General features: G+C 66.2%; 12 protein-coding genes and 4 tRNA genes. 7 read left to right on the forward strand and 9 right to left on the reverse strand.

What is annotated here, in order from left to right; genetic code table 11:
• Window positions 1-5: 5 nt before the first annotated feature.
• Complete coding sequence (locus EO139_RS09665) at window positions 6-605, reverse strand: NfuA family Fe-S biogenesis protein (protein WP_039815233.1); 600 nt, start codon at window positions 603-605, stop codon at window positions 6-8.
• Between the two features lie 88 nt (window positions 606-693).
• Here EO139_RS09665 and EO139_RS09670 point away from each other — a divergent pair, with 88 nt between their 5' ends.
• The 3 genes from EO139_RS09670 to zupT all read left to right on the forward strand — a co-directional run bounded on the left by EO139_RS09670 (window position 694) and on the right by zupT (window position 2,562).
• Window positions 694-1,050: a 4a-hydroxytetrahydrobiopterin dehydratase gene (locus EO139_RS09670; protein WP_046342783.1), complete on the forward strand. Its 357-nt coding sequence runs from the start codon at window positions 694-696 to the stop codon at window positions 1,048-1,050.
• Window positions 1,047-1,469, forward strand: coding sequence for an energy transducer TonB (locus EO139_RS09675; RefSeq protein ID WP_104582585.1), 423 nt, complete (start codon window positions 1,047-1,049; stop codon window positions 1,467-1,469). The genes EO139_RS09670 and EO139_RS09675 overlap by 4 nt, the downstream gene beginning before the upstream one ends.
• Before the next feature lie 274 nt (window positions 1,470-1,743).
• Window positions 1,744-2,562, forward strand: coding sequence for a zinc transporter ZupT (zupT, locus tag EO139_RS09680; RefSeq protein WP_104650463.1), 819 nt, complete (start codon window positions 1,744-1,746; stop codon window positions 2,560-2,562).
• Window positions 2,563-2,773: 211 nt separating this feature from the next.
• Here zupT and EO139_RS09685 read toward each other — a convergent pair whose 3' ends face one another.
• Window positions 2,774-3,760, reverse strand: a complete 987-nt coding sequence (locus tag EO139_RS09685) for an RluA family pseudouridine synthase (protein ID WP_126970356.1) — start codon at window positions 3,758-3,760, stop codon at window positions 2,774-2,776.
• A gap of 410 nt (window positions 3,761-4,170) precedes the next feature.
• On the opposite strand from EO139_RS09685, the gene EO139_RS09695 reads away from it, so the two are divergent.
• Window positions 4,171-7,908: an Rne/Rng family ribonuclease gene (locus EO139_RS09695; protein WP_164739809.1), complete on the forward strand. Its 3,738-nt coding sequence runs from the start codon at window positions 4,171-4,173 to the stop codon at window positions 7,906-7,908.
• A gap of 185 nt (window positions 7,909-8,093) precedes the next feature.
• On the opposite strand, the gene EO139_RS09700 is transcribed toward EO139_RS09695, so the two are convergent.
• The 3 genes from EO139_RS09700 to EO139_RS09710 all read right to left on the reverse strand — a co-directional run bounded on the left by EO139_RS09700 (window position 8,094) and on the right by EO139_RS09710 (window position 10,113).
• Complete coding sequence (locus EO139_RS09700; RefSeq protein ID WP_016904564.1) at window positions 8,094-8,741, reverse strand: response regulator; 648 nt, start codon at window positions 8,739-8,741, stop codon at window positions 8,094-8,096.
• 209 nt (window positions 8,742-8,950) lie between these two features.
• Window positions 8,951-9,712 (reverse strand): sulfurtransferase, encoded by a 762-nt coding sequence (locus tag EO139_RS09705; RefSeq protein ID WP_126970360.1) that lies wholly within the window; start codon window positions 9,710-9,712, stop codon window positions 8,951-8,953.
• 35 nt (window positions 9,713-9,747) lie between these two features.
• Window positions 9,748-10,113 (reverse strand): DUF6164 family protein, encoded by a 366-nt coding sequence (locus EO139_RS09710; RefSeq protein WP_104650459.1) that lies wholly within the window; start codon window positions 10,111-10,113, stop codon window positions 9,748-9,750.
• A 61-nt stretch (window positions 10,114-10,174) separates the two neighbouring features.
• On the opposite strand from EO139_RS09710, the gene EO139_RS09715 reads away from it, so the two are divergent.
• Together EO139_RS09715 and EO139_RS09720 are read left to right on the forward strand one after the other, a co-directional pair.
• Window positions 10,175-10,606 carry an FKBP-type peptidyl-prolyl cis-trans isomerase gene (locus EO139_RS09715; RefSeq protein ID WP_164739046.1) on the forward strand — a complete coding sequence of 144 codons (432 nt, stop codon included), beginning with the start codon at window positions 10,175-10,177 and terminating at the stop codon, window positions 10,604-10,606.
• An 11-nt stretch (window positions 10,607-10,617) separates the two neighbouring features.
• Complete coding sequence (locus tag EO139_RS09720) at window positions 10,618-11,880, forward strand: TIGR03862 family flavoprotein (protein WP_126970362.1); 1,263 nt, start codon at window positions 10,618-10,620, stop codon at window positions 11,878-11,880.
• Here EO139_RS09720 and EO139_RS09725 read toward each other — a convergent pair.
• Window positions 11,864-13,156 (reverse strand): nucleotide sugar dehydrogenase, encoded by a 1,293-nt coding sequence (locus EO139_RS09725; protein ID WP_126970364.1) that lies wholly within the window; start codon window positions 13,154-13,156, stop codon window positions 11,864-11,866. The genes EO139_RS09720 and EO139_RS09725 overlap by 17 nt on opposite strands.
• A 142-nt stretch (window positions 13,157-13,298) precedes the next feature.
• Here EO139_RS09725 and EO139_RS09730 point away from each other — a divergent pair.
• Window positions 13,299-13,382, forward strand: a tRNA-Leu gene (locus EO139_RS09730).
• Between the two features lie 341 nt (window positions 13,383-13,723).
• Here the strand turns inward: EO139_RS09730 and EO139_RS09735 are convergent.
• The 3 genes from EO139_RS09735 to EO139_RS09745 form a co-directional block, all read right to left on the reverse strand.
• Window positions 13,724-13,799, reverse strand: a tRNA-Gly gene (locus EO139_RS09735).
• A gap of 80 nt (window positions 13,800-13,879) precedes the next feature.
• Window positions 13,880-13,953, reverse strand: a tRNA-Cys gene (locus EO139_RS09740).
• A gap of 68 nt (window positions 13,954-14,021) precedes the next feature.
• Window positions 14,022-14,097, reverse strand: a tRNA-Gly gene (locus EO139_RS09745).
• Window positions 14,098-14,112 lie beyond the last annotated feature (15 nt).

The raw sequence follows: 14,112 nt of genomic DNA on the forward strand, positions 1-14,112 counted from the left end.
CGGAATCAGGCCGCGCTGTCGCGCGGAATATATGGCGCGTCGCCAGTGGCGTGATCGGTCGCGTCGCGTACCGCAATCACGCCGGGCACGCGCCCCATCAAGGTCTTCTCGATGCCCTGCTTCAAGGTCACATCGGCCATGCCGCAGCCGTGGCAACCGCCGCCGAAGCGCAGCAGCACGACACCCTCTGCCGAGACCTCCTGCACCGCAACACGGCCACCATGCGATGCCAGCTGCGGGTTGATCTCGTTTTCCACCACCCAGCGCACGCGCTCCACCATCGATGCAGAGTCGGCCGGCGCTTCACCCTTGATCTTGGGCGCCTTGATGGTGAGCTGCTGGTTGCCGGTGGACTGGGTGACGTAGTCGATTTCGGCGCCATCCACCCAGGGCACGCTGGCGGCGACGATATACAAGGTGAAGCCGTCGCAGTCGATCGCCCATTCGTCGCCGCTCAGATCGGCCGGTTCGGCGAACTCGAGCCGGGCGTCGGCGCGCGGGGTGCCGGCGTCCACTGCACTCAGGCGCACGCCCATGCCGGGCACGCCCTCGCGTTCGATGAGCTTGCGGAAATAGGTTTGGGCTTTGTCGGATATCTGGATCATGGGGTTATTCTACCGCTCAATGCGCCTGCGCTCATGGAACACCGTGATCCTGAGTGAACGCGCTGTCCGCCCCCCCTGCGAGACTGTCATGACCGATCTGATTCCCCTGGAACAGGCCCACTGCCTGCCGCGCAAGGGCAGCGACCACAAGCTCGGCGAAGCGCGCCTGGCCGAATTGCTGCCGCAGGTGCCAGGCTGGGAGCTGGCCGAACTGGGCACGGCGATCACCCGCACGTTCCGCTTTGCCGACTATTACCGCACGCTGGCCTTCGTCAACGCGCTGGCGTGGATCGCCCACCGCGAAGACCACCACCCCGACCTGGGCGTGCATTACGACCGCGTGGTGGTGCGCTATTCCACCCACGACGTCGGCGGATTGAGCGAAAACGACTTCATCTGTGCGGCCAAGGCCGCCCAGCTCTACGATCAAGGAGCCACCCCATGACCCCGTCTCGCACCGCCCTCGCCGGCCTGTTCATTGCCGTCGGCATCAGCGGCTGTGGCAAGTCGTCGCAGCCGCCGGCCGCGCCGGCGGTGGCTCCGACCGAACTGGCCGCCTTGAAGACGCCGCCGCCGGAATACTCCCCGCAACTGGCCTGTGCCGGCATCGGCGGCACTGCCGTGCTCCGGGTGGTGGTCGGTGTCGAAGGCACCCCGACCGACGTCTCGGTCGCGCAAAGCAGCGGTCAGCCGGTGCTGGACGAAGCTGCGCAAAAACGCGTGCGCGAATGGAAATTCCGGGCCGCCACGCGCAATGGCCAGGCGGTGCCGCAGACGATCCAGGTGCCGGTCGCCTTCAAGCCGCCGGTGCCGCGCCCGGACGAATGCTTTGCCATCGAAGAGCGGGCGCGTCGAGGCGGCTGAGCCGCTGTTGATACGTTGCGCGAACAGACGCGGCGGCGGTAACCCGCCGGCGCGCTGCCCCTAACGCCGAGCACCGCGCAGGCCTGCAGCAGCGCCAGGCACCGCAGTGTTCGCCAGCTGTCAGCGTGCACGCGCCAGGCCTGCCGCGTCAGACACCACGTGTTCGTCATCCAGGCATGGCCATCCTGCAGGCGCAGCGTGGCCATGCGCACAGCGCAGCAGCAGTCGCCACGCTCCCCGCAGGTCGGTTCCATTCCACGAGGTCGTGCGTCACATGCTCGAAGTGTCATCCCACAATGTCTGGACCGCATTTGCGGTCACGCTGGCAGCTGGCCTGGCGACCGGACTCGGCAGCCTGATGGTCGTGTTCTCCAAGAAGCCCAATCCGCGCCTGCTGGCGTTCGGGCTGGCATTCGCCGGCGGCGCGATGGTGTACGTATCGCTGTCGGAGATTCTCAACAAATCGATCGCTTCGTTCTCCAACGCCTACAACGACAAGCTCGGCTTCACCTTCGGCACGCTGGCGTTTCTGGGGGGCATGCTGTTGATCATGGTGATCGACCGCCTGGTGCCCAACCCGCACCAGAGCCTGTCCAGCGACGATCCGCTGTTCCGCGACGACAACCGGGCCTATATCCGCCGGGTCGGCCTGATGACGGCTATCGCCATCACCGCGCACAATTTCCCCGAAGGCCTGGCGACCTTCTTCGCCACGCTGGAAAGCCCTGCGGTCGGCATGCCGCTCGCGTTCGCCATCGCCATCCACAACATTCCCGAGGGCATCGCCATTGCGGTGCCGGTGTACTTCGCCACCCGCAACAAGCTCTACGCCTTTGGCGCCAGCCTGCTCAGCGGACTGGCCGAACCGATCGGCGCCGGCATCGGCTATCTGGCCTTGTCCAGCGTGCTGTCCGAAGCGGTGTTCGGCACCGTCTTCGGCCTGATTTCCGGGGTCATGGTGTTCCTGGCACTGGACGAATTGCTGCCGGCCGCCAAGCGCTACGCGCAGGGCCACGAGACGGTCTACGGCCTGGTCGCCGGCATGGGCACGCTGGCGATCAGCCTGGTGTTGTTCCGCTTCGCCACGCCCTAGCGCGGCCTGCGACGACCACGCGACGTGGGAGCGAGACGCGATTGCCCTATTCAATCGGTGCAGTTCGCATGCCGAGGTTTGTGAGTCGCCATTCCCCTGACGAGCGCGGGTTCCGCTCTACCGGCAGGATCGTGACCCGCACGGCCGCACATGGCGCGGGTGCGGCCCCAGCATCCGCGCCGATGTAGCCTCCCTGCCCGCCCTGGCTGCATCAGCGCCCCAGCCGGTCCAATGCCTCGGCCAGCTCCGGCGCCAGCGGCGCGCTCAAGACGTAGGGCGTCTTGCCGCCGTCCAGCGTGAATTCCAGCGACGCGGCATGCAGGAACAAACGCTTCAGGCCGAGCTGGTCGCGCAGGCGCTTGTTGACCTCCCCCTCGCCGTACTTGTCGTCGCCGGCCACCGGGTGCCCCAGGTGCTGGGCGTGCACGCGGATCTGGTGGGTGCGGCCGGTTTCGATGCGGACTTCGCAGTACGAGTGCCCGCCGCGCCGCTCCAGCAGCATGAAGTGGCTCAGCGACGGCTTGCCGATCGCATTGACCTGCACATGCCGCTCGCCGCCCTGGCGCAGCCCGATGTGCAGTGGCGCATCGACCGTCATCACCCCGTCCGGCATGCGACCGACCAGCAAGGTCAGATAGCGCTTGGTGATGCCGCGGCCCTCGACGCGGTCGTCCTCCCGCATCAAGGCCTGCATCTCGGTCAGCGCGGAGCGCTTTTTCGCCACGATCAACAGCCCGGAGGTATCGCGGTCGAGCCGGTGCACCAGTTCCAGGGTCTGGTTCGGCCGCAGCGCCCGCAGGGTCTCGATGGCGCCGAAGCTGATCCCGCTGCCGCCATGGCTGGCGACCCCGGATGGCTTGTTGAGCGCCAGCAGGCGCGCGTCCTCGAACACGATCGCCGCTTCCAGCCGCGCCAGGAACGACGACGGTGGCGCGGCCTTGTCGCCCTCTTCGGCAACGCGCACCGGCGGGATCCGCACTTCTTCGCCGCCTTCGAGCTTGCGCTCGGCCTTGGCCCGCCCGCCGTTCACGCGTACCTGGCCGCTGCGCACCAGCTTGTAGATCAGGCTGCGTGGCGCGCCCTTGAGCTGGCCGAGCAGGAAATTGTCCAGCCGCTGCCCAGCACGGTCTTGCGGAACTTTGAGAATACGCACGCCCACACGGTCGGCAGGCGGCTTGGGGGGCTGGGGGTCGGTCATCCGGCTCTTTATTCTGTTACACTCGGCGAGCGAGATAAGGGTTTGATTTCGTTGGAAGTTGATTGGCCAGAAGCCTGCCTTCCGATGATTCCGGCACAGTGCGCGACCACCGCCCCCGGGGCGGCCATGTTAGCGGCTCACCGGCCTGCCCGGCCATCGCCAGCGGTTTTTGACCGTTGCGCTGAACATGTCCCGTGCGCTGCCCCGGTTCTTCCGGACGCGGCTGCCGGCCCTGAAACACCTATAAAACTTAAGACAAGCGCTCCCGCGGCCTGCCGTGGTGTTGCAGCGCTGGAAACCCTGGTCAGGCCTGTCCGCGCGTTGCGCGAAGGGCCGACAAGCTGTTCCAGAGGCGAAACGTCACGGCGTTCCGCGCGGTAGAGCGCGAGAGGAACGCAATAATGAAGCGAATGCTGATCAACGCAACGCAGGCCGAAGAGCTGCGCGTGGCGATTGTGGACGGCCAGACCCTGTACGACATCGACATCGAACAGCCGTCCAAGGAACAGAAGAAGTCCAACATCTACAAGGGCCGTATCACCCGGCTCGAGCCCTCCCTGGAGGCGGCGTTCGTGGACTATGGCGCCGAGCGCCATGGCTTCCTGCCGCTGAAGGAAATCTCCCGCGATTATTTCCAGGCTGGCGTCGACCACAACAAGTCGACCATCCGCGAGTTGCTGCGCGAGGGCCAGGAAATCGTGGTGCAGGTCGACAAGGAAGAGCGTGGCAACAAGGGCGCCGCCCTGACCACGTTCATCTCGCTGGCCGGCCGCTACATGGTGCTGATGCCCAATTCGCCGAGCGCCGGCGGCGTCTCGCGCCGGATCGAAGGCGAAGACCGTGCCGCGCTGAAGGAAGCGCTGGACAAGCTCGACATCCCCGACGACATGGGCGTGATCATCCGCACCGCCGGTGTCGGCCGTGACGCCGAAGAGCTGCAGTGGGACCTGGACTACCTGCTGCAGACCTGGAAGGCGATCGCCGAGGCGGCCCTGAGCAAGCCGGCCGCGTTCCTGATCTACCAGGAATCGCGCCTGATCATCCGCGCCCTGCGCGACTACCTGCGCGCCGACATCGGCGAGATCCTGGTCGATACGCCGGAGCTGTACGCCGACGCCCAGGAGTTCATGCAGCAGGTGATGCCGCAGAGCCTGCGCAAGCTCAAGCACTACACCGACGACATTCCGCTGTTCAACCGCTTCCAGATCGAATCGCAGATCGAAGGCGCCTACGAGCGCAACGTGCGGCTGCCCTCGGGTGGGTCGATCGTGGTCGATCAGACCGAAGCGCTGACCGCCGTCGACGTGAACTCCTCGCGCGCCACCAAGGGCAGCGACATCGAGGAGACCGCCTTCCAGACCAATCTGGAAGCAGCCGAGGAAGTTGCCCGCCAGCTGCGCCTGCGCGACCTGGGCGGCTTGGTGGTGATCGACTTCATCGACATGGCCTCGACCAAGCACCAGCGCGAAGTCGAAAACAAGCTGCAGAACGCGCTCAAGTACGACCGCGCGCGCGTGCAGCTGGGCCGCATCTCCCGCTTTGGCCTGATGGAAATGAGCCGCCAGCGCCTGCGTCCGAGCCTGGGCGAATCCAGCCAGATCGTGTGCCCGCGTTGCGACGGCCATGGCCGCATGCGCAGCGTCGAGTCGCTGTCGCTGTCGATCATCCGCGTGGCCGAAGAGCACGCCATGAAGGAAAACACCGGACAGGTGCTGGTGCAGGCCCCGGTGGAGATCGCCAACTACCTGCTCAACGAAAAGCGCAGCGCGCTGCGTGAGATCGAGCAGCGTCACGAATCGCCGATCATCATCGTCGCCGACGAACAGCTGCATACCCCGCACTACGAAGTCACCCGCCTGCGTGAGAACGAGCTCGGCGAAGACAGCGGCAAGCCGAGCTACCAGCGCGGCACCCCGCGCAAGTTGCCGGTACATGCGCTGACCAAGGCGCAGTTGAATATCCCGGCTGCGCCGGCAGTGACCTCGATCAAGCCGAGCCAGCCGGCGCCGCTGCGTGAAGAGGCCCCTGCCCCGGTTGCCGCCGCGCCTGCGCCGGCACCGGTTCCGGTCGCGGCACTGCCGCTGCCTGCGCCGGTGACCGGTGTGGTCGGCTGGCTGAAGCGCATCTTCGGTGGCGTCGAGCCGGTCGCGCCTGCGCCCGAGTCGACCCAGCGTCCGCGTCAGAACGATGCCGGCCGCAGCAGCCGTAACGAGCGTAGCGACCGTGGTGGTCAGCGGCGCGACGGCCGTGATGCCCGCAATGGTGGCAACGGTGGCAGTCAGCACCGCGGCAATGGCAACGGCAATGGCGCCAACAAGGAGCGTCGTGACGAGCGTCGCCAGCCGGCCAATGGCCAGGCTGCGCAGAACGGCGGGCAGACGCAGCAGGTGCAGGTGCCCAAGCCGCCCCGCGGCGAGGCACAGCAACCCAAGCAGCCACAGCAGGCCCAGCAGCAGAAGCAGAAGCCGCAGAACCAGGCACCGCGGCCGCCGCGTGCAGCTGCACAGCAGCAGGACGGCGCGCCGTCCGAGCGGCAGCAGCGCCCTGCGCGTCAGGACGAAGGCACTGCCTCGGCGCAGACGCTGACCTCCACGGCCGCAACCGCCACGACTGCGACCGTGGTCGCGGCGATTGCCGAAACCGCGGCACCGGCAACGCAGGCCTCGGCACATGAGGCTGCGCCGGCGCACCCGGTCGAGGTCATCGTGACCGAAGCGCATGCTGATCGCGGCACCGACGCGAATGCGGACGGCCAGGCACCGGATGCGGCAGGCGATGATGCGGCCAATGGCGAAGGCGGCAGCCGTCGTCGTCGCGGTCGTCGCGGTGGCCGTCGTCGCCGTCGCGGCGCTGGTGCAAACGGTGAAGGCGGTAGCGGCGTCGATGGTCTGGAAACGGACGATATGGACGGCGATGCCGAGGGCGATCTCGATAGCGACACCGAGAGCGACGATGCCGGTGCGCAGGTCCACACCTCTGCTGCCCCGCGCGCCGGACAGCCGGAGTTCGACTTCGACGATGACGCGACCACGCCCGCGGTAGCGGCACGCACCAAGCCGGAGTCCAGCACTCCGGCAGCAGTGAAGCCGCGCCCGGTACCGAAGGAACGTGCGGAAGCGCCGCTGGCGGCCGACACGACATCGACCACGGCGCCGGTTTCCAACGCCACGCCGTCGTTCGAGCAGCAAGCTGCAAGCCCTGCGGTGACCGCAGCCAAACAGGCACGTGGCGATGCACCGGCGGCCTCTCCGGCACCGGCTGCAATGGCCCCGGCTGGCAATGCAGCGCCAGCTGCAGCGCAACCGGCTGTGCAGGCGTCGGCCAATGCACCGCGTCCGCAAGCGCCTCAGGCTCCGGTCGTTGCGCAGGAATCGGCGAATCCGCAGGCCCAGCCTCCGGTTGCCGCGTCGACTCCGTCCGCTGCGTCGAGCCCGGTTGCCGCTTCGGCTCCGGTTGCGACGTCGGCGGCGGCTCCTGCTGCAGCTTCGCCTGTCGAGAGTGCCGCTTCCTCGGCAGAGCCTTCGTCCGAGCCGTCGATGCGGTCAACACCGGCGTCGGTATCGGCCGACGCTGCAGCGCCGGCCGTTGCTCGGCAGGAAGTTGCCCGGCAGGAACAGGCAGCACCGGTGGCCGCCGCGGCAGCAACGCAAGCGGAGCCGGCGAAGACCGACGCAACGCCGGCAGCGGGCAGCGTTCCCAAGCCGGTCGCTGCTACGCCGTCGAGCGCCCAGGCGAACGTGGTGACATCCAAGCCGCCGCATGCCGAGCCGTCAACGGTGGAAAGCCCGGCAACCGATGTTGCCGCGACGTCCACCACCACGGTGCCGCAGACCTCCCCGTCTGCCGACGCTGCGCCGGCACGCAAGCCGTACGCTCCGGTGCAGACCACGCTGCTGGACGCCTTGGCTCCGGCCGATGCAGCCGCGGCGACACCGCCACAGGCCGAAACGCCGGTGCCCTACAAGGCGCCCGAGCGGCCGGCATCGGTCGCGCCCGTGGTGCCTGCAGACGCCACCGAGCCGACTGCCGACAAGCCGAAGGCGACCGTCGTCGTGTCCGAGGCGGCGAAGCCGGCAGATGCATCGCCTAACGGCGATGACGCCCAGGCGCAGCAAGACGACACCAACAAGCCGCGCGGCGATCACTGATCGTCTCCCGGCCGGTTGAACCTGCCTGGGTAAATCCAGGCAGGTGGTGTCAGACAAGGCGGCCTTCGGGCCGCCTTGTTTTTGCGTACAGCAGTGTCATGCCGGCATTCCGGCTCCCCGCAACAGCACCTTATGCGTCAGCATCCGACCGCCGCATCTGCAAGATCGAATCCGAGGAACTTGGCTTACAGGGTGCGCGCGGGGTCGGTCAGGCCGTACTGATTGGCCAGACGCGCCAGGGCGATGTTGTCCTGGATGCCGACCTTCTCGAACAGGCGCGCCTTGTGCGTGTTGATGGTCTTGGCGCTGAGGTTCAGACGCTTGGCGATGTCTTCCTGGCGCAGGCCCTGGGTCAGCAACAGGGCGACCTCCAGTTCGCGCGGCGATAGCGCATCGAACGGCGAGCTGCCCCCTTCCAGATTGGACAGGGCCAGATTCTGCGCAATGGTATTGCCGAGATAGCGCCGGCCCAGTGCGACTTCGCGCACCGCACGCAGCAGTTCCTGCGCATCGCCGCCCTTGCCGACATAGCCAGATGCGCCAGCTTCAAGCAGACGCTTGGGCAATGGGCCGTCTTCCAGCACCGACACGATGATGACGCGGGTGCCATAATCGCCCTTGACGATGCGCTCGGTGATTTCCAGGCCGCTGACACCGGGCAGATGCAGGTCGCAGAGCACGATCTCGGGTTTGAGCTGGCGAATTTGCGGCAAGGCCGCCTCCCCGCTCTCCGCTTCTCCCACCACATCGATGTCCACTTCCTTGGACAGGATCATCTTCATGCCGGTACGCACGAGTGCATGATCGTCGATCAGAAAAACTCTGATGGTCATCCTTGTTGTCCTCGCTGTGCGGCTGGCTGATGCAGCCTATCTCCGTGAATAATTCAGGGCAAGCTCGATGCGACGTATTACATTTGAGTAAGAATGCGACGCACTCTGCCGCCGCGTGTCATGGCAGGCATTGAATGCACGATCGCGGCGTGATCGGATGATGCGAGCGCCCCCAATGCGCGAACATCGGGCAATTCACTCGCCCCCGGTCAGATTTTTCCTGCTTCGGTTCTGCACTCGGCGTCCACCAAGGGGCGCAGTTGCGCATCGAGTGCAACGCGCTCGTCGAACACGAAGCAGCGGCCGTCGTAGCCTTCGCCACCGACCTCTTCGAAGTAGCCGAGGATGCCGCCTTCAAGCTGCAGCACGTTGTCCATGCCGTCGGCCTGCATCCACAGCGCAGCTTTCTCGCAACGGATGCCGCCGGTGCAGAAGCTGACCACGGTGGCATCGGCCAATGCAGCGCGATGCGGTTCCAGCGCAGCCGGCAAGTCGGTGAACTTGTCGATCGGCAGCGTCAACGCTCCCTGGAACGTGCCGTACGCGACTTCCTGGGCATTGCGCGTGTCCAGCAGCACCAACGGGCGGCCGCGATCGTCGCGCCCTTCCTGCATCCACGCGCGCAGCGTGGCGGGCGTCACTGCCGGCGCACGGCCCTGCAGCGGCGAGGCATCGTCGCGGCGGAAGCTGATGATCTCCGGCTTGACCTTCACCTTGAGCCGCGCAAACGGCTGCGACGCGCTCAGGCTGTACTTGATGCGCATCTGTGCAAAACGCGGATCGGCCTGCAGCCACGCGTAGAACGTGCCGACCTGTTCGGCTTCGCCGGCCAGAAACAGGTTGATCCCCTCTCCGGCCACCAGCACCGATCCTTTCAAGGTCTGCTGCCCGGCCTGCGCGAGGACGCTGTCGGCGAGCGACTGCGGATCCTGGATGGTGACGAACTGGTAGGCAGCGGTATTGGTGATCATGCGGCCATTTTAAGCCGATGCGGCCGCAGGTGCGATCAGCCACGCAGCAGCAGGAACGGCAGCAGCACCAGCGAGGCGACAACCAGCATGCCGATCAACGTGGCAATCACGAACAGCGGGCGCTTGCGCAGCAGCGCGCCGAAGGTTTCGGCGGTGCCGGCAGCGAGCGCATCCTGGCGTTGTGCGCGCGCGAGGGCACCCCGCTGCGCCTGGTACGCATCCATCGCCGCCTTGGCGCGCGGGTAATCGGCATCGTCGCTGAGCCAGATGCCACCGGCGGAAATGCCCCAGTTACTGGGCCGGGTTTCGTAGATCGGTACGAGATGCTCGCGCATCAGCGCCCGTACCTCGTCGGCCTCGTCATCGGGAACATTGCGCAGATTGAGCAGCAGCTTGGCCATGGGCGCGATGATACCGGGAGCCGGGTGCGATAATGGCGCACTTCCCTTGCCGGACCCTCCCATGCGCCTTCTGTTGACGCTTTGTGCTGCCCTGCTGCTCGCAGCCTGTACGCCCGCCCTGCCGCCGTCCGGCGGCACCATCGCCGCGTTCGAGCGGATCGACCGCAACGTCGGTACCGGTGCCGAAGCCACGCCGGGCGCGATGGTCACCGTGCACTACACCGGCTGGCTGTACGACGAAAAAGCCGCCGACAAGCACGGCAAGAAGTTCGACAGCTCGCTTGATCGCGCCGAGCCATTCCAGTTCGCGCTGGGCGGCCGTCAGGTGATCCGCGGCTGGGACGAAGGCGTGGCCGGCATGCGTGTGGGCGGCAAGCGTACCCTGATGATTCCGCCCGAGTACGGCTATGGCGACAACGGCGCAGGCGGGGTGATTCCGCCCGGCGCGTCGCTGGTGTTCGACGTGGAATTGCTTGGCGTGCAGCCGCGCTGAAGGCCTGAGCAATGACGGATGCGAGCAAGCGGCGGCTGGCGGTGATCGGTGGTGGGCCGGCCGGTCTGATGGCTGCAGAAGCGGCGTGTGCGGCGGGCCTGGCGGTCGACCTGTACGAAGCCAAGGGGTCGGTAGGACGCAAGTTCCTGATTGCCGGCAAGGGCGGGCTGAACCTCACCCACTCCGATCCGATGCCGGTGTTTGCGCAGCGCTATCGCGAGCGCACCGATGCAGTCGCCTCGTGGCTGCAGGCGTTCGATGCAGACGCGCTGCGTGCCTGGGCGCGCGACCTCGGTGTGGAAACCTACGTCGGCAGTTCCGGACGCGTGTTCCCGATGGATCGCAAGGCCGCGCCGTTGTTGCGCGGCTGGGTGCGCCGACTCAAGGAACAGGGTGTGGCATTTCATGTGCAGCATCGCTGGCTTGGCTGGAGCGATGACGGCGCGTTGCGCTTCCACTCGCCCACCGGCGACGTCGAACGCACTGCAGATGCCGTGGTGCTGGCGCTCGGTGGTGGCAGCTGGCCGCAGCTCGGTTCCGATGGTCTTTGGCAACCGGTGCTGCAGGAACGCGGCATCGCGGTGGCACCGCTGGTACCGGCCAACTGCGGCTTCGACATCGCCTGGAGTGGGCATTTCGTGCAGCGACATGCCGGTGCGCCACTCAAACCCGTGGTTGCGCACTGGCAGGACCGTAACGGCACGTCGCATCAGCTGCAGGGCGAGTGCGTGGCGACGTCCACCGGCATCGAGGGCAGCCTGATCTATGCGCTGGCTGCGGATCTTCGCGCGCAGATCGATGCGGATGGCGTGGCGGAGCTGGTGCTGGACCTGCTGCCGGGGCGCACGCTGGAACGCGTCAACGCCGAGCTGGAAAAACCGCGCAAGGGACGCAGTTTCAGCGAGCATCTGCGCCGTCAGCTCGGCATCGATGGCGTCAAGGCCGCCTTGCTCTACGAACATCTGGGCAAGCAGGCGGGCGACGATCCTGCGCTGGCAGCGCGCACGCTCAAGCGATTGCCGCTACGTCTGCTGCGACCGCGCCCGCTTGCCGAGGCAATCAGCTCGGCCGGTGGTGTGCAGCTGGAGGCGCTGGATGCGCAACTGATGGCGCGCGCGCACCCCGGCGTGTTCTGTGCCGGCGAAATGCTCGACTGGGAAGCACCGACCGGTGGCTATCTGCTGACTGCCTGCTTTGCCAGCGGATTACGTGCCGCGCATGGCGCGGTGCAGTGGCTGCAGCGACCGGGCGACCGCGCTACAGGCGATCGCTGACCGCATCGCGCGGCCATACCGATTTGACGTCATAGATCACCGCACCGGGTTTGCCCAGCGCTGTTATGCGCTGCGCGTCGTAGTCGCGGTACTGCGCGTGTGCCACTGCCAGCACCACGGCGTCGTAGGCACCTTCGTCTGCAAGCGCGCACAACTGCACGCCGGCATGATGCAGCGCTTCTGCAGGGTCGGCCCACGGGTCGCAGGTATCGACCTGCACGCCCGCAGCTTGCAGCAGCTGCACCAGTTCCAGCGCCCGGCTGTTGCGCAGGTCCGGGCAGTTCTCCTTGAAGGTGGCGCCCAGCACCAGCACCCTCGCCTGCGCAAGCACCACGCCACGCGTGGCCAGCATGCCGCAGACACGCTCGGCCACGTGCCGGCCGACGCGGTTGTTGACCTGGCGCGCGGTGTGGATCAGGTCCGGGTGATAGCCCATGCTTTCGGACTTGTGCATCAGGTAATACGGATCCACCCCGATGCAGTGGCCACCGACCAGGCCGGGCCGGAACGGCAGGAAATTCCATTTGGTTCCGGCCGCCTCCAGCACATCCAATGTGTCGATGCCCAGCTTGTCGAAGATCAACGCCAACTCGTTGACCAGCGCAATGTTGACGTCGCGCTGGATGTTTTCGACCACCTTGGCGGCCTCGGCCACGCGCATCGATGGCGCCCGCCAGGTGCCGGCGGTGATGATGCTGGCATACAAGGCGTCGACCGCATCGGCGGCTTCGGCGGTGGAGCCGGAAGTGATCTTGCGGATATCGCGCAGGCGCCGCTGGCGGTCTCCCGGATTGACGCGCTCAGGGCTGTAGCCACAGAAGAAGTCGTCGTTGAAGCGCAAACCCGAGGCAGCTTCGAGCAAGGGCACGCAGACTTCTTCGGTGGTGCCCGGGTAGACGGTGGATTCGTAGATCACCAGGTCGCCGGGTTTGAGCGCAGCGGCGATCAGCGTGGTGGCACTGCGCAGCGGTTCCAGGTCGGGCTGCTCGAAGCTGTCGATCGGCGTCGGCACGGTGACGATAAAGATGCTGCACGCGGCCAGGTCCGCAGCGTTGGCGGTGTAGCGCAGGCGGGTGGCGGCGGCCAGCTCGGTGTCGTCCAGCTCCAGCGTGGCGTCATGGCCATCGCGCAATTGCCCGACCCGTTGCGCATCGATGTCGAAACCCAAGGTGTCGCGCTGTTCGCCGAAGGCGACGGCCAGCGGCAGGCCGACATAGCCCAACCCGATCACGGCGATGCGGGCCTGCAGCGGAGCGAGTAACGTGGTGCTGGACATGCGGTTCCTTCGATCGTGCGCAGCCGGTTGCTGCGCGCCTGCGCGGTGGCAGCATAGCGCAGCCGACCACCGGGCCATCAGTGCGGCGCGCCTGTGACGCGGCGATTCACAATCGGCGCGCAATCAGGCACGCTATCGCAATGCCCGGGTGGCGAAACTGGTAGACGCAAGGGACTTAAAATCCCTCAGCTGCAAGGCTATGCGGGTTCGATTCCCGCCCCGGGCACACGCTTATCGCGTTGCGAATCGCGCAACGCCCGACAAGTCTCCCCAGTTGCGTTGTTGCAGCCATGTCGCATGGCGATCAGTCACACCTCTGCGTCGTGCTTGGGCAATGTATTGCGCGCCCTCAGGCAGCTCCCTGCCCCCGAAAATGATCGCAGGCGTCAATGCATATGCATCCCGGCCCGACGTGGAAGATCGCGAGCAGACCATGGATCGACGCCACGTCCGACGTCGACAGTGATGCGAAACTGCGTAGAACGAGATGGAGCTGCGCGCTCCTGCATAACAGACGATCAACCAATAAAAAGCCCCGGATATCGCTTGATATCCGGGGCCTGAATTTGGAGCGGGAAACGAGACTCGAACTCGCGACCTCAACCTTGGCAAGGTTGCGCTCTACCAACTGAGCTATTCCCGCGTGGAGCAAAATTGTACAGCTTGTTACTTCGTTGCGCCAGTGCTGTCGTCGTTGCCGACGCATGAAAAACGCATGCAATGTGGAGGCCTGGGCCGGAATTGAACCGGCGTACGCGGATTTGCAGTCCGCTGCATAACCACTCTACCACCAGGCCGAAACATCAAACCCAAGGCATCCTGCCTTGAAACAACGAGACCTCGGGCAAGGGGCCTTGTCTACATCTGGAGCGGGAAACGAGACTCGAACTCGCGACCTCAACCTTGGCAAGGTTGCGCTCTACCAACTGAGCTATTCCCGCTTGGGAGGCGAAATT

This window comes from Xanthomonas sp. BRIP62411 (assembly GCF_003993525.1).
Taxonomy (GTDB): domain Bacteria; phylum Pseudomonadota; class Gammaproteobacteria; order Xanthomonadales; family Xanthomonadaceae; genus Xanthomonas; species Xanthomonas euroxanthea.

Coding starts and splice junctions, on each gene's coding strand:
- EO139_RS09665 (WP_039815233.1), bottom strand. CDS start 605: ATGATCCAGATATCCGACAAAGCCCAAACCTATTTCCGCAAGCTCATC.
- EO139_RS09670 (WP_046342783.1), top strand. CDS start 694: ATGACCGATCTGATTCCCCTGGAACAGGCCCACTGCCTGCCGCGCAAG.
- EO139_RS09675 (WP_104582585.1), top strand. CDS start 1,047: ATGACCCCGTCTCGCACCGCCCTCGCCGGCCTGTTCATTGCCGTCGGC.
- zupT (WP_104650463.1), top strand. CDS start 1,744: ATGCTCGAAGTGTCATCCCACAATGTCTGGACCGCATTTGCGGTCACG.
- EO139_RS09685 (WP_126970356.1), bottom strand. CDS start 3,760: ATGACCGACCCCCAGCCCCCCAAGCCGCCTGCCGACCGTGTGGGCGTG.
- EO139_RS09695 (WP_164739809.1), top strand. CDS start 4,171: ATGCTGATCAACGCAACGCAGGCCGAAGAGCTGCGCGTGGCGATTGTG.
- EO139_RS09700 (WP_016904564.1), bottom strand. CDS start 8,741: ATGACCATCAGAGTTTTTCTGATCGACGATCATGCACTCGTGCGTACC.
- EO139_RS09705 (WP_126970360.1), bottom strand. CDS start 9,712: ATGATCACCAATACCGCTGCCTACCAGTTCGTCACCATCCAGGATCCG.
- EO139_RS09710 (WP_104650459.1), bottom strand. CDS start 10,113: ATGGCCAAGCTGCTGCTCAATCTGCGCAATGTTCCCGATGACGAGGCC.
- EO139_RS09715 (WP_164739046.1), top strand. CDS start 10,175: ATGCGCCTTCTGTTGACGCTTTGTGCTGCCCTGCTGCTCGCAGCCTGT.
- EO139_RS09720 (WP_126970362.1), top strand. CDS start 10,618: ATGACGGATGCGAGCAAGCGGCGGCTGGCGGTGATCGGTGGTGGGCCG.
- EO139_RS09725 (WP_126970364.1), bottom strand. CDS start 13,156: ATGTCCAGCACCACGTTACTCGCTCCGCTGCAGGCCCGCATCGCCGTG.